The sequence below is a fragment of the Streptomyces sp. 3211.6 genome, from assembly GCF_003634815.1.
In the GTDB taxonomy this organism is placed as follows: domain Bacteria; phylum Actinomycetota; class Actinomycetes; order Streptomycetales; family Streptomycetaceae; genus Streptomyces; species Streptomyces katrae_A.
Genome location: NZ_RBXC01000001.1, coordinates 5,254,218 through 5,268,378 on the forward strand (window position 1 = coordinate 5,254,218; position 14,161 = coordinate 5,268,378).

Genomic DNA, 14,161 nt, shown 5'->3' on the forward strand with positions numbered 1-14,161 from the left:
CAGATCCCGAACCGATGTGGACTTGGATGCTTACTTGACTTAGACAAAGTCCATCGTAGGATCGGTTACGGCAAACGCCAAGGACAGGACTTGCAGGAAATGACGCAGGAGGCGCACGTGACGCAGGGACCGCTCACCACGGAGGCCGGGGCACCGGTCGCCGACAACCAGAACAGCGAGACCGCTGGGGTCGGCGGGCCGGTCCTCGTCCAGGACCAGCTCCTCCTGGAGAAGCTGGCTCACTTCAACCGCGAGCGCATCCCGGAGCGCGTGGTGCACGCCCGCGGCGCCGGCGCCTACGGCACCTTCACCGTGACCGCGGACGTCACGAAGTACACCCGGGCGAAGTTCCTCTCCGAGGTCGGCAAGCAGACCGAGACCTTCCTGCGCTTCTCCACCGTCGCGGACAGCCTCGGCGGCGCCGACGCCCGCCGTGACCCCCGCGGCTGGGCGCTGAAGTTCTACACCGAAGAGGGCAACTACGACCTCGTCGGCAACAACACCCCGGTGTTCTTCATACGCGACGCCATCAAGTTCCCCGACTTCATCCACACCCAGAAGCGCGACCCGTACACGGGCTCGCAGGAGGCGGACAACGTCTGGGACTTCTGGGGGCTGTCGCCCGAGTCCACCCACCAGGTGACCTGGCTGTTCGGCGACCGCGGCATCCCGGCGTCCTACCGCCACATGAACGGCTACGGTTCGCACACGTTCCAGTGGAACAACGAGGCCGGCGAGGTCTTCTGGGTCAAGTACCACTTCAAGACCGACCAGGGCATCAAGAACCTCACCCAGGCCGAGGCCAACCGGCTCGCCGGTGAGGACCCGGACTCCCACCAGCGCGACCTGCGCGAGTCCATCGAGCGCGGCGAGTTCCCGACCTGGACCGTGCAGGTCCAGATCATGCCGGACGCCGACGCGGCGAACTACCGCTTCAACCCGTTCGACCTCACCAAGGTGTGGCCGCACGAGGACTACCCGCCGATCGAGATCGGCAAGCTCGAGCTCAACCGGAACCCGGAGAACATCTTCGCCGAGGTCGAGCAGAGCATCTTCTCCCCGGCGCACTTCGTCCCCGGCATCGGTCCCTCCCCGGACAAGATGCTCCAGGGCCGTCTCTTCGCGTACGGCGACGCCCACCGCTACCGCGTCGGCATCAACGCCGACCACCTGCCGGTGAACCGCCCGCACGCCACCGAGGCGCGCACGAACTCCCGTGACGGCTACCTCTACGACGGCCGCCACAAGGGTGCGAAGAACTACGAGCCGAACAGCTTCGGCGGCCCCTTCCAGACGGACCGCCCGCTGTGGCAGTCCACCCCGGTCACGGGCGGCACGGGCAACCACGCCACCCCCTCCCACGCCGAGGACAACGACTTCGTCCAGGCGGGCAACCTCTACCGCCTGATGTCCGAGGACGAGAAGGGCCGTCTGATCGAGAACCTTTCCGGCTTCATCGCCAAGGTCTCCCGTGAGGACATCGTCGAGCGCGCGATCGACAACTTCCGCCAGGCGGACGGCGACTTCGGCAAGCGGCTGGAAGCCGCGGTCCAGGCCCTCCGCGGCTAGTACGGACCGCTTGCCGTAGCGGGACGGCGGGCCGGAACCCCTCGGGGCTCCGGCCCGCCGCCGTTTCACGCCGCCATGGCGCCCTGCCGCGTGCGCGCCCAGGAGCGGATGACGTCGCGGACGGAGACGATGCCCACCGGGCCGCCGTCCTCCAGCACGACCAGGTGCCGGAAGCCGCCGATGGCCATCGCCTCCGCGGCTTCCGCCACGGTGGCCTCGGGGGTGCAGAAGACGACGTTGTTCGTGGTGTGCGCGCCCACCGACTCCCGGTCGGGATCATGGCCGGCGCCGAGCGAGTTGAGGATGTCGCGCTCGGTGAGGATGCCGATGCCGCTGTGGTCGGGGTCGAGGACGACGGCCGCTCCGACCCGGCGGCCGGACATCAGGCAGGCCGCCTGACGGAGGGTGTGGGCAGGTCCGAGGGTCAGGATCACGGTGCTCATGGCGTCACGGACGAGCATGAAGAGAACCACCTCCTGGGTGAGCCCCGCTTCGAGAACCGCTTCACAAGCGCACAAGCGGGGGAGTCCCAGATTCCCATGGGCACGCTGCGTTATCAAGAGGGCGCGCTGAGTGCACGCCCCCGCGCGCCGGGATCAGGCGGAGGGGCGCAGGAAGCCCAGCATCTCGCCGTGCAGCAGCCCGTTCGAGGCGGCCGCGTTGCCGCCGTGCACCCCGTCCACGCCGTCGATGCTCGTGAACCGGCCGCCCGCCTCCTGGACCACGACCGCGAGGGCCGCCATGTCCCACAGGTTCAGCTCCGGCTCGGCGCACAGGTCCAGGGAGCCCTCGGCGACCATCATGTACGGCCAGAAGTCCCCGTAGCCGCGCGTGCGCCAGCAGGCGCGGGTCAGCTCCAGGAACCCGGGCAGCCGGCCCAGCTCCTCCCAGCCGGTCAGCGAGGAGAAGGCGAAGGAGGCGTCCGCCAGGGTGGCCACCTTCGAGACGCCGATCGGGCCCGCGGGCTCGCCCAGCGCACCGCCCGAGAAGGCGCCCCCGCCCTGCGAGGCCCACCAGCGGCGGCCCAGCGCCGGGGCCGAGACCACGCCCACGACCGGACGGAACTCCCCGTCCTCGCCCTGCTCCATGAGGGAGATCAGGGTCGCCCACACGGGCACCCCGCGCACGTAGTTCTTCGTGCCGTCGATCGGGTCCACGACCCAGCGGCGCGGGCCCTCGCCCTTGAGCCCGTACTCCTCGCCGAGGATCGCGTCCCCGGGCCGCGCGGCCAGGATCCCGGCCCGGATGATCTCCTCTGCGGCCTGGTCGGCCTCGCTCACCGGAGTCATGTCCGGCTTCGTCTCCACCACCAGGTCCAGGGCACGGAACCGCTGCATGGTGGCGGCGTCCGCCGCGTCGGCGAGTTCGAGGGCGAGGCGCAGGTCGTCGTCATACGTGGACATGCCCGAACAGTACCGAGAGTCCACCGGCCCGGCGAACGGCGTCCACGGAACGGCCGGGAGGCGCCCTTGACAGGATCTGGCGGTCCGTCAAATCTTGCGGGAGAGCCAGGCCCGGTGACCGCCGGCCGGCGCGACAGGCGGTGGAGGCGACGGATGTCGGCGGCCCGGGAATCCTTGCTGGAAGCGGCCGAAGCGGCGCTGTGCGCCCGCCCCTGGCCGGCCGTGCGGATGGTGGAGGTCGCCACCGCCGCCGGGGTCTCGCGCCAGACCCTCTACAACGAGTTCGGCGGCAAGGACGGCCTCGGCCGGGCCCTGGTGCGCCGCGCGGCCGACTGGTACCTCGACGGGGTGGACCGGACGCTGGCCGCCGCCCCGCCCGGGCACACCGCCGGGGAGCGGCTCGCGGCGGTCGCCGAGTGGACCGTACGGGCCGCCCGTGCGCGTGCGCTCGTACGGGCCCTGCTGACCGGGGCCTGGGACCCGGCGCTGCCCGCGCCGCCCCCGGCCGGGAGCCGGCACGCGGTCGGGCCGGGGGAGCTGACCCGGGCCGCCCGCGACCGGGCCGCCGCCGCGCTGCCGCAGGAGCCGGCGCGCCGCTGCGAGCTCGCCGTCCGGCTGGCGCTGTCCTACGTGGTCGCACCGGGGGAGGAGCCGGGGGACCGGGAGCTGCTGCGGCTGCTCAGTGGGCCGAGCCGGAGAGCTGCAGGCCGATGACGCCCAGGATGACCAGCGTGATCGAGACCAGCTTGAGGGTGGAGACCAGGTCCCCGAGGAAGACCATGCCGTAGATGGCGGTCCCGGCCGCGCCGATGCCCGTCCACACCGCGTACGCCGGGCCCACGTCCAGCTTCTTGAGGGCCAGGGTCAGCAGGCCGAAGCTGCCGAGCGCGAAACACGCGAAGGCGATCGTCGGCCACAGCCGGGTGAACCCGTGGGACAGCTTCAGGCAGACCGCGAAACCGGTCTCCAGGATTCCCGCGACCACCACCAGCAGCCACGCCATGTCGAATGCCTCCCCGCGTCAGGTGACATCGCGTCACTGGGTGGGATTATGCATTTACCAGACCGGGTGTGGTGCAAACCCCGCCGGACGATCAGTCGCCTTCGCGGCGCTCGCGCGTCCCCAGCAGCCGGCGCAGCGAGTACAGCCGTGCCGGGTCGGCGTGGCCGTCCTGCACCCACTGGTCGAGCGCGCAGTCCGGTTCGTCGTGGCTGCACGCGCGCGGGCACTCCTCCGTGCCCGGCACCAGGTCCGGGAAGGCCAGCACCACCCGCGAGGGGTCCACGTGGTGCAGGCCGAAGGAGCGCACGCCGGGGGTGTCGATGACCCAGCCGTCCCCCGACGGCAGGGGCAGGGCCAGCGCCGAGGTGGTGGTGTGCCGGCCGCGGCCGGTGACCTTGTTGACGTGGCCGGTGGCGCGCTGGCGGCCCTCGGCGACCAGCGAGTTCACCAGCGTGGTCTTGCCCACGCCCGAGTGGCCGACGAAGGCGGTGATCCGGCCCTCCAGGCGCTCGCGGACCCGCTCGGCGGCGTCGCCCGCCTCCAGCTCCTCCCGGTTGGTCACCACGTAGTTCAGACCGAAGGTCGAGTAGACCTCCAGGATCTTGTCCGGGGAGGTCAGGTCGGACTTGGTGAGCACCAGCAGGGGCTCCAGCCCCGCGTCGTACGCCGCCACCAGGCAGCGGTCGATCATCCGGGGCCGGGGCTCCGGGTCCGCCAGGGCCGTGACGATGGCCAGCTGGTCGGCGTTGGCGACGACCACCCGCTCGTACGGGTCGTCGTCGTCCGCGGTGCGCCGCAGGACGGACTTGCGCTCCTCGATCCGCACGATCCGGGCGAGGGTGTCCTTCTTGCCGGACAGGTCACCGACGATCCACACCCGGTCGCCGACCACCGCCGCCTTGCGGCCCAGCTCGCGGGCCTTCATCGCGGTGATCGTGCGGTCCTCGACCAGACAGGTCAGCCTGCCCCGGTCGACGGTGAGGACGAAGCCCTCGGAGGCGTCCTCGTGCTTGGGCCGGATGTTCGTCCGCGCCCGGTTGCCCTTGGGGTTCGGGCGCTGGCGGATGTCGTCCTCGTCGGTGTGCTTGCCGTACCTGCGCATGACCGGGCCCCTACGCTCCCGCTCCTGCTTCCGCTTCTGTTCCCGCTCCCGCTGCCGTTGCCGCTGCCGTTCCGGCCCCTGTGAGCATGTCCGTCCACATCTTCGGGAAGTCGGGCAGGGTCTTCGCGGTCGTCGCCACGTTCTCGATCTCCACGCCCTTCACGGCCAGCCCGATCACCGCGCCCGCGGTGGCCATGCGGTGGTCGTCGTAGGTGTGGAAGACCCCGCCGTGCAGCGGGCGCGGGCGGATGTGCAGTCCGTCGGCCGTCTCGGTGACGTCGCCGCCGAGCTCGTTGATCTCCTTGGTGAGCGCGGCCAGCCGGTCCGTCTCGTGCAGTCGCAGGTGGGCCACCCCGCGCAGGGTGGACGGAGAGTCGGCCAGCGCGGCCACCGCGGCGATGCCCGGGGTCAGCTCGCCGACCTCGCCCAGGTCCACGTCGATGCCGTGGATGCGGCCCGTGCCGGTGAAGACCAGGCCCGCGTCGGTCAGCTCGCAGGAGCCGCCCATCTCCGTGAAGATGCGGCGCAGCTCGTCACCGGGCTGCGTGGTGCGGTGCGGCCAGTCCGGGATGGTGACCGTGCCGCCGGTGATCAGCGCCGCCGCCAGGAACGGCTGGGCGTTGGACAGGTCCGGCTCCACGACCAGGTCCCGGCCGAGCAGGGCGCTCGGCGCGACCCGCCACACGTTCTTCTCGCCCCCGGCCTCGGGCGTGTCGACCTGGGCGCCCGCCGCGCGCAGCATCTCCACCGTCATCCGGATGTGCGGCATCGACGGCAGGTTCGCGCCGGTGTGCCGGACCTCGACGCCCTGGTTGAACCGGGGGGCGGACAGCAGCAGCGCCGAGACGAACTGCGAGGAGTTCGACGCGTCGATCTCGACCGTGCCGCCCTCCAGGGCGCCGCCGCCGTGGACGGTCATCGGCAGCGCGCCGCGGCCGTCGTCCTCGATCCGGGCGCCCAGGACGCGCAGCGCGTTGATGACCTCGCCGAGCGGGCGCTCGTAGGAGCGGGGGTCGCCGTCGAAGCGGATGTCGCCGGCGGCCAGGGTGGCGACGGGCGGCAGGAAGCGCATGACCGTGCCCGCGTTGCCGACGTCGACCGTGGCCGGGCCGTGCAGCGCGGCCGGGATGACCCGCCAGGCCTCGCCGCCCGCGCCGGCCCCGGCGGAGCTGGAGGAGACCGTCTCCTCGATGCCGACGCCCAGGGCGCGCAGCGCGTCCGACATCAGCTGCGAGTCGCGCGAGCGCAGCGGACGGCGCACCCAGCCCGGCTCGGAGGCCAGGGCGGCGAGCACGAGGGCGCGGTTGGTGACCGATTTGGACCCCGGCACGGTGACGGTGGCGTGGACGGCGCCCTCGGCGAGCGGAGCGGGCCAGAGGGGGTGGAGCGCGGGGGTCTCGGTCATGGCCCCCACTTTAGTGGCTCCCCGCTACCCCGGATCTTGATCGCTCCCGCGTCTCACAGGCCGAGCAGCCAGCGCCCGCCGCCCACCAGGCAGCACAGCGCGACGGTGTGGAAGAAGCCCAGCCAGACCACCGGGTGCAGGTGCGTGAGCCGCCCCAGCTGGTCGGCGTCCGAGTCCGGCGCGGCGCCCCCGCGCCGCTTGCGCTGGAGCTCGAAGACCGGCCGCACCCCGCCCAGCAGCAGGAACCACACCACCGCGTACGCGAACACCGCCTGCACCTGCGCCGAGGCCAGCCACGACACCAGGACGAACGCCGTCCCGGCCAGCACCACCGTCAGCACCCCGTACGCGTTGCGGACCCGCACGAGCAGCAGCACCAGCAGTGCGGTCGCCGCCCACAGCAGCACCGTGATCCGGTGCGCCGACAGCAGGGCCGCCCCGCCGAGGCCCAGCAGCGAGGGCGCCGTGTACCCGGCGGCGGCCGTCAGGACCATGCCGATCCCGGTCGGCTTTCCCCAGCTGACGGTGACGCCGCTGGTGTCCGAATGCAGCCGGATCCCGTCCAGCCTGCGGCCGCTCAGCCGGGCCGCCAGCCCGTGGCCGCCCTCGTGCGCGATGGTGATCGCGTTGCGGGCCGGCAGCCACAGCGGCCGCCACGCCACGACGGCCAGGGCGGCCAGGCCGGTGGCGGCCACCAGCCATGAGGCCGGCGCGGTCTGTATCCCGGTCAGCCGGTCCCAGAGGCCGGCGGCGGTGCTGCTGTCCATGGAGTGGCGCACTCCTTGCGGTGGGGGGCGGTGCTCGTGGCAGTGTGTCAGCCATGTGCGGAAGGTTTGCGGCCGGTCGGACGCCGGAGGAACTGGCGGGGATTTTCGGCATCGAGCGGTGGGAGCCCGAGGAGACCCTGGCCCCCGACTTCAACGTGGCGCCGACGAAAGAGGTCCACGTGGTCCTCGACCGTCCCCTCAAAGACGCGCGGGACCCGCGCCCGGTTCGCCAGCTCCGCGTACTGAAGTGGGGCCTGGTCCCCTCCTGGGCCAAGAGCCCCGAGGGCGCCGCCCGGATGATCAACGCCCGGTCGGAGACCCTGCACGAGAAGCCCTCCTTCCGGCGCCCCTTCGCCCAGCGGCGCTGCATCGTCCCCGCCGACGGCTACTACGAGTGGGTCACCGCGCACGACGAACGGCAGCTGGAGGTGGAGGGCAAGAAGAAGCGGGCCCGCAAGCAGCCCTACTTCGTGCTCCCCGCCGACGGTTCCGTCTTCGCGATGGCCGGCATCTACGAGTTCTGGCGGGACGCCACCCTGCCCCCCGACCACCCGCAGGCCTGGTGGGCCACCTGCTCGGTGATCACCGCCGAGGCCGAGACCACCCCGCTGGGCGTCGCCCCCGCCGAGGGGCCGCGTTCCCTCTCCGACATCCACCCCCGGATGCCGCTGATGCTCACCCCCGACCGGTGGGACGCCTGGCTGGACCCGGCCCGCACCGACGAGACCGGGCTGCGGGAACTGCTGGCGCCGCCGCCGGGCGGGCTGATGCGGGCCTACCCGGTCTCCACCGCCGTGAGCAGCGTGCGCAACAACGGCCCCGAGCTGCTGGGCGAGCTGGAGGCCCCGGAAGAGGCCACGCTCTTCTAAGGCCGGGGTGCACCGTGCCGTGGCCGCCGCCCGGCACGATGGGGGCATGACCACGCGCAGCGAGACCGTCGACACCCCGGCCGGGCAGGCCCGCGTCACCTGGCACACCGCCCGCGCGGCCCGGGCCGTAGTGGCCCTCGGCCACGGCGCCGGCGGCGGCGTCGAGGCCCGCGACCTCCAGGCCCTGGCCGCCGCCCTTCCCGCGCACGGCTTCACCGTCGCCCTGGTCGAGCAGCCCTGGCGGGTCGCCGGGAAGAAGGTCGCCGCCGCCCCCAAGGTCCTCGACGAGGGCTGGCGGGGTCTGTGGCCCGCCCTCGCCCGGCCCGGGCTGCCCGTGGTCGCCGGCGGCCGCAGCGCCGGGGCCCGCGTGGCCTGCCGGACCGCGGCCGAGCTGGGCGCGGCCGGCGTCCTCGCGCTGGCCTTCCCCCTGCACCCGCCGGGCAAGCCCGAGAAGTCCCGGGCCGGGGAGCTCCTGGACGCCGGCCGGCCCGTCCTCGTCCTCCAGGGCGGACGGGACCCCTTCGGCCGCCCCGAGGAGTTCCCCGACGGGGCGTACGAGCTGGTGGAGGTGCCCCACGCGGACCACGGTTTCGCGGTGCCCAAGAGGGCCGGCCTCACCCAGGACGAGGCCCTGGCGGTGATCACCGCCGCGGTGGCCCCCTGGCTCGCCCGCCTCCTCGGCTGACCCCGGCCCTCCCGCTGCCCCCGGCGTGCCCGGCTCCCCGGCCGGCCCCCGTGGCCCGGACCTGACAGATTCACGGCGCGCCCGCGCGTGATCCCGCTCACCCGCCCCGCCGCAGGCCGCCGCGGAACCGCCGGATCCCTTGCCGCGCCCGGGAATGCGCGGGCCGGGGCTCCTGTTGTGCGGAGTGTCGGTACGCAGGGGAAAGACGTCGGAGGAGAGGAAGCGCATGACCCAGGTCATCAGCCAGAACCGTCGGCAGGCCGCTGACCTGGACTGGACGGTCCTTCCGGCGCCCAAGCGCGGCTCGGTTCGAGCGGCGGAGGGCCGGGATGGTCGACTATTCTCCGATTCGAGCGGATCCGCTTTCGGAGCCGCCACGCTGTCGGAGGAGGTGGGTCCTGTCGCTGGGACCGACGAAGGCCAGGCGCAGGAGACGACCGCTGAGCGCAACGCGCGGTTCGAGCGGGACGCCCTCGGCTACCTCGACCAGATGTACTCCGCCGCCCTCCGCATGACGCGCAACCCGGCCGACGCCGAGGACCTGGTCCAGGAGACGTACGCCAAGGCGTACGCGTCCTTCCACCAGTTCCGCGAGGGAACCAACCTCAAGGCGTGGCTGTACCGCATCCTGACGAACACCTTCATCAACTCCTACCGCAAGAAGCAGCGCGAGCCGCAGCGCAGCGCCGCGGAGGAGATCGAGGACTGGCAGCTGGCGCGCGCCGAGTCGCACATGTCGACCGGTCTGCGTTCGGCCGAGTCGCAGGCGCTCGACCACCTGCCGGATTCCGATGTGAAGGAGGCCCTCCAGGCCATTCCCGAGGAGTTCCGCATCGCGGTTTATCTTGCCGACGTAGAGGGCTTTGCGTACAAGGAGATCGCGGACATCATGGGTACACCCATCGGTACGGTCATGTCCCGACTGCACCGTGGCCGCCGCCAACTCCGCGGAATGCTGGAGGACTACGCCCGCGAGCGCGGGCTGGTCCCCGCGGGCGCGGGAGAGTCGAACGACCTGAAAGGCTCGGGCTCATGAGCTGCGGAGAGCCGCACGAGACGGAGTGCGCCGAGGTCCTGGATCATCTGTACGAGTTCCTGGACCACGAGATGCCCGACAGCGACTGCACCAAGTTCGAGACGCATTTCGGCGAGTGCAATCCCTGTCTGGAGAAGTACGGCCTGGAGCAGGCCGTCAAGAAGCTGGTCAAGCGCTGCTGCGGCTCGGACGACGTACCGACCGACCTGCGCTCCAAGGTCATGGGCCGCATCGAGCTGATCCGCTCGGGCCAGGCCGTTCCGGACCACGACGTCACGGCGGACCCGGCGGGCGGCTGATCCGCCGCCCGCTCCGCGGCAGCCCCACGGCCCGTACGGCCGACTCTCGCCCCCGGAAGCACCGTTCATTCACTCGAAGGTGCTAATCCGGGGGCGCCCGTACGGGGCAATACGAAAATGTCCCCCGCTTCGCACGGGGGCCGATTTATCCTCCCCTCGCGGTACCCCTTCCGAAGCGGTACCGAAATGCACGCCCCAGGGGAGGAGAGCGCCATGCGGGTCCTTCCGCCGGCGGCGCGCGCCTGCGTCCTGGGCGCGGTGCTCGCCGCCCTCGCCTGCGCCGCCCCCGCCCTCCGGCCCGGATCCGGCGTGCCCTGGCCGGCCGTGGGGCTGCTGGCCGCCCTCTGCCTCGGCTGCGAGGCGGCCCGGGTGCTGCCCCTGCGGGGGCGCGGGGCGCCCGAGGGGACCGGCCCCTTCTTCCCGGTGGTGCTGGCCGCCGTCTTCCTGCTGCCCCCGGCCGCCGCCGCGCTCGTGGCCCTGCCCGGCGGACTCGCCCAGCCCGCCCCCCAGCGGCCCGTCGCCGTACGCCGCGTCTGGCACGCGGCCCAGCAGGCCGTCGCCGCCTGGGCGGCCGGACGGGCCTACGGGCTCCTCGGCGGCCACGAAGCCCTCACCGGGGCGGCCGCCTTCCCGTTCGCGCTGCTGCCCGCGGCAGTCGCCGCCGTCGTCTTCTGCCTGGTGCTCACCACCCTCGACGCGGCCGTCCTCGCCGCCGCCGAAGGCCGTCCCGCCACCGCCACCGCCGCCCGGCGCGGCCCGGCCGCCCTCCTGCGGGCGCCCTCGGGGACCACCGCCCCGGCCCTCGCCCCCTACTGCCTGCACGGACTCGTCGGCCTGATGATGGCCGTGATGTGGCACAGCCCCTACGGCCCCCCGGCCGCCCTGCTGGTGCTGCTGCCGATGTACACCTCCTGCTGGGTCTTCGCCCAGTACCAGCGCGAACACGCCGCGCACCAGGCCACCATCCGCGCCCTCGTCCAGGCCGTCGACATCAAGGACCGCTACACGCGCGGGCACAGCGAACGCGTGGGCCAGGCCTCCGAGATGATCGCCCGCGAGCTGGGCATGGCCGACGACCGCCTCGAAGTCGTCCGCATCGCGGGGATCCTCCACGACGTCGGCAAACTGGGCGTGCCGACCCGGCTGCTGCGCAAGAACGGGCCGCTGACGCCCGAGGAACGCCGCGTCATCGAACTGCACCCCGAGTACGGGCACGAGATGGTGCGCGGCATCGGCTTCCTCGGGGAGGCCCGCTCGGCGATCCTGCACCACCACGAACGGGTCGACGGCTCCGGCTACCCCTACGGACTGAGCGGCGAGCAGATCCCGGTCCTGGCCCGGGTGGTGGCGGTGGCCGACTCCTTCGACGCGATGACCTCGACCCGCTCCTACAGCCGGGCCCGGCCGGTGGAGACCGCCCTCGCCGAACTCCGGCGCTGCGCGGGCTCCCAGTTCGACCCGGCCATGGTGCGGGCCCTGACCTCCGCCGTCGGCCGGCACGGCTGGCACCCCGTGGTCACCTCGGACGACGACCTCCCGTCCGCCCGGACCGCCGCCGCCGGGGCCGCCCCGCGCGAAGCGGGACCCGAGGGCCTGCCCGGGATGCCGGCCCAGGGGCGCGAGGCCGCCGGTTCACCCGGACAGGGCAAGGCCGGCGGCCCGTGAGGGCGTTCGCCGGATGGGCCGTGCGGGGGGCCGCAGCCGTGCTCACCGCGGGCGCACTGGGACACACCCTGTGGACCGGGGTCGCCGAACCCGCCGCCGCCCTCGCCTTCGCCACCCTGATCACCATCGGCGAACTCGCCCGCCGCGACCACCCCGCCGAGGACCGCCGCCCCGCCCCGCTCGGCTCCGCCGGAGCCCTCGCCTACGCCCTGCTCGGGCAGGACGCCGGGCAGCCCACCCACCACGGCGTGCTCCAGACCGTCGCCGTCGTCGTCGCCGCAGCCCTGGCCGGGACCGTTCCCCACATCGCCCGCGGCCATGCCCCCGCCCTGGACCACGTGGCCCGCCGGGTCCTGGCCGTGGCCTTCGCCGCCGCCTGCTTCCAGCCCCTCTACGGCTCCGGCCGCCTCACCCACCGGATCGGCCAGGGCCCCTACCTCGTCCTGTTCCTGCTGCTCCTGCTGGGCCTCACCGCCCTGTGCGACGCCGTCCTGGCCGCCGCCCTCGCCGGAGCCCGCACCGGCTGGCGCTTCGGGCCGCTGCTGCGCGACGAGCTGCGCGCCCAGCTCGGGATCGGCTCGGCCATCTGCGCCACCGGGGTCGTCATGGCCCTCGGCGTGGCCGTGGCGGGCCTGTGGGCTCTGCCGGTCTTCAGCGTCCCGCTCCTGCTGACCCAGCTCTCCTTCCACCGCATCGACGCCGTCCGCACCACCTACCGCCAGACCATCACCTCCCTCGCCCGCGCCACCGAGATCGCCGGCTGCACCGCCCCCGGCCACGCCCGCCGGGTCGCCGCCCTGAGCTGCGCCGTCGGCCGGGAGCTGGGCCTCTCGGAACGGGAGCTCACGGTGCTGGAGTACGCGGCCCTGATGCACGACATCGGACAGCTCTCGCTCGTCGACCCCGTCCCCGGCGGGGCCACCGCCGAGCTGCCCCCCGACGAGGCCCGCCGGATCGCCGGCCTCGGCGGCGAGGTCGCCCGGCAGACCGGGGTGCCGGCGGAGGTCGCCGTGATCGTGGAACGGCAGGCGGACCCGTACCGGGAGCAGCCCGTCGCCGCCCGGATCGTGCGCGCGGTCAACGCGTACGACGACCTGGCCGGAGCCGGCCGTCACCCGGCCGGCTCACTGGCCGCTCTGGAACGGCTCCGCCTGGGCACCGGGCACGACTACCAGCCCGAGGTCGTGGAGTCCCTGGCGAGGGTTCTGGCCAGGGGCGGACGCGGCAGAGTCGTTCCCGTTCCACCGGGGTAACCCATGGGTAATGAGCGGTCGTCCGAGCGGGCATGGTTGGATGCAGTAAGGGGTGTCCGTGAGGGTGTCCGCAGGGCTGAACCGTTGGAGCGGCAGGCGGGAATCGTGAGGATCTTCGGGAAGGTACGGCATCGGCCCTCCGCCTCGTGGCGGCAGGCCACCGACCGCGCGTTCACGCTGATCGGCGACGGTCGGTACGAGGACGCGGGTGCGCTGCTGACCAGGGCGGCGGACCTGGAGCCCTGGCTGTCCGAGTCCTGGTTCAACCTGGCCCTCCTCCACAAGTTCCGGCACGACTGGGAGCAGGCACGGGCCGCCGGCCTGCGCGCCGTGGCCCTGCTGGACCGCGAGACCGGCGCCCCGGACTGGTGGAACGTGGGCATCGCCGCGACCGCCCTCCAGGACTGGCCGCTGGCCCGCCGGGCCTGGCAGGCGTACGGGCTCAAGGTGCCCGGCGACCCGCACAGCACGGCCGGGACGGGCGAGCCCACCGGCATGGAGCTCGGCAGCGCGGCGGTGCGGCTGTCGCCCGAGGGCGAGGCCGAGGTCGTATGGGGCCGCAGGCTCGATCCAGCCCGCATGGAGGTCCTGTCCATCCCGCTGCCCTCCTCGGGACGGCGCTGGGGCGAGGTCGTCCTGCACGACGGGGTGCCGCACGGCGAGCGGGTCACCGCGGCCGGGCCCTCGTACCCGGTCTTCGACGAGATCGAGCTGTGGGCCCCCTCTCCGGTGCCGACCTGGGTGGTCCTGCTGGAGGCGGCCACCGAGGACGACCGCGACGCCCTGGAGCAGCTGGCCTCGGACGCGGGCTTCGCCGCCGAGGACTGGTCCTCGTCGGTGCGGCTGCTCTGCCGGACCTGTTCGGAGAGCTCGATGCCCAGCGGCGAGGGCAACGGCGACCACCTCGACCCCCACGACCACAGCGAGCCCGGCCACCCCGGCCCGCTCGGCCACCGCACGGCCGGATCCGGCTCCCTGTGGGTCCCCGAGCGCGAATGCGGCATCGCCGCCCCGGCCGGACTGGTGCGCGGACTGCTCGACGGCTGGGTCGCCGACAGCCCCGACAGCCGGGAGTGGCGGGATCTCGAAGAAGTCTGCTGACCCC

15 protein-coding genes are annotated in these 14,161 nt (G+C 73.3%); 9 read left to right on the forward strand and 6 right to left on the reverse strand.

The genetic code is table 11. The features are described 5' to 3' along the window. Positions 1-99 precede the first annotated feature (99 nt). Entirely contained in the window at positions 100-1,569 is a 1,470-nt protein-coding gene (locus BX286_RS24445) for a catalase (RefSeq protein ID WP_079429687.1), read from the forward strand. A 65-nt stretch (positions 1,570-1,634) separates the two neighbouring features. Here BX286_RS24445 and BX286_RS24450 read toward each other — a convergent pair whose 3' ends face one another. Both BX286_RS24450 and hisN read right to left on the reverse strand, forming a co-directional pair. After that, positions 1,635-2,030, reverse strand: coding sequence for a cyclic nucleotide-binding/CBS domain-containing protein (locus BX286_RS24450; RefSeq protein WP_079429688.1), 396 nt, complete (start codon positions 2,028-2,030; stop codon positions 1,635-1,637). A gap of 135 nt (positions 2,031-2,165) precedes the next feature. Then, on the reverse strand, positions 2,166-2,972 hold the full coding sequence (hisN, locus tag BX286_RS24455; protein ID WP_079429689.1) for a histidinol-phosphatase: 807 nt from the start codon (positions 2,970-2,972) through the stop codon (positions 2,166-2,168). A 153-nt stretch (positions 2,973-3,125) separates the two neighbouring features. Between hisN and BX286_RS24460 the strand changes: the two genes are divergently transcribed. Next, a complete protein-coding gene (locus BX286_RS24460; protein ID WP_079429690.1) occupies positions 3,126-3,686 on the forward strand; it encodes a TetR/AcrR family transcriptional regulator in 561 nt (186 codons plus the stop codon). Here BX286_RS24460 and BX286_RS24465 read toward each other — a convergent pair. The 4 genes from BX286_RS24465 to BX286_RS24480 form a co-directional block, all read right to left on the reverse strand. Continuing rightward, entirely contained in the window at positions 3,652-3,975 is a 324-nt protein-coding gene (locus tag BX286_RS24465) for a multidrug efflux SMR transporter (protein ID WP_007266432.1), read from the reverse strand. The two genes, BX286_RS24460 and BX286_RS24465, sit on opposite strands and share 35 nt — an antisense overlap. Before the next feature lie 91 nt (positions 3,976-4,066). Next, on the reverse strand, positions 4,067-5,077 hold the full coding sequence (gene rsgA / locus BX286_RS24470; protein ID WP_079429691.1) for a ribosome small subunit-dependent GTPase A: 1,011 nt from the start codon (positions 5,075-5,077) through the stop codon (positions 4,067-4,069). Between the two features lie 10 nt (positions 5,078-5,087). Further along, positions 5,088-6,482 (reverse strand): 3-phosphoshikimate 1-carboxyvinyltransferase, encoded by a 1,395-nt coding sequence (gene aroA / locus BX286_RS24475; protein ID WP_261993506.1) that lies wholly within the window; start codon positions 6,480-6,482, stop codon positions 5,088-5,090. A 53-nt stretch (positions 6,483-6,535) separates the two neighbouring features. Next, entirely contained in the window at positions 6,536-7,249 is a 714-nt protein-coding gene (locus BX286_RS24480) for a M50 family metallopeptidase (protein ID WP_121016313.1), read from the reverse strand. 53 nt (positions 7,250-7,302) lie between these two features. Here BX286_RS24480 and BX286_RS24485 point away from each other — a divergent pair, with 53 nt between their 5' ends. The 7 genes from BX286_RS24485 to BX286_RS24515 all read left to right on the forward strand — a co-directional run bounded on the left by BX286_RS24485 (position 7,303) and on the right by BX286_RS24515 (position 14,157). Continuing rightward, a complete protein-coding gene (locus BX286_RS24485; RefSeq protein WP_079429693.1) occupies positions 7,303-8,118 on the forward strand; it encodes an SOS response-associated peptidase in 816 nt (271 codons plus the stop codon). A 46-nt stretch (positions 8,119-8,164) separates the two neighbouring features. Then, positions 8,165-8,803, forward strand: coding sequence for an alpha/beta family hydrolase (locus tag BX286_RS24490; RefSeq protein ID WP_100862905.1), 639 nt, complete (start codon positions 8,165-8,167; stop codon positions 8,801-8,803). Positions 8,804-9,194: 391 nt separating this feature from the next. Continuing rightward, a complete protein-coding gene (locus tag BX286_RS24495) occupies positions 9,195-9,839 on the forward strand; it encodes a sigma-70 family RNA polymerase sigma factor (protein ID WP_007266438.1) in 645 nt (214 codons plus the stop codon). Continuing rightward, on the forward strand, positions 9,836-10,138 hold the full coding sequence (rsrA, locus tag BX286_RS24500) for a mycothiol system anti-sigma-R factor (RefSeq protein ID WP_079429695.1): 303 nt from the start codon (positions 9,836-9,838) through the stop codon (positions 10,136-10,138). The genes BX286_RS24495 and rsrA overlap by 4 nt, the downstream gene beginning before the upstream one ends. A 213-nt stretch (positions 10,139-10,351) precedes the next feature. Further along, on the forward strand, positions 10,352-11,803 hold the full coding sequence (locus tag BX286_RS24505; RefSeq protein ID WP_121016314.1) for an HD-GYP domain-containing protein: 1,452 nt from the start codon (positions 10,352-10,354) through the stop codon (positions 11,801-11,803). Beyond that, positions 11,800-13,056, forward strand: coding sequence for an HD domain-containing protein (locus BX286_RS24510; protein WP_079429697.1), 1,257 nt, complete (start codon positions 11,800-11,802; stop codon positions 13,054-13,056). The genes BX286_RS24505 and BX286_RS24510 overlap by 4 nt, the downstream gene beginning before the upstream one ends. 105 nt (positions 13,057-13,161) lie before the next feature. Continuing rightward, entirely contained in the window at positions 13,162-14,157 is a 996-nt protein-coding gene (locus BX286_RS24515) for a hypothetical protein (protein WP_079431945.1), read from the forward strand. Positions 14,158-14,161: the final 4 nt, after the last annotated feature.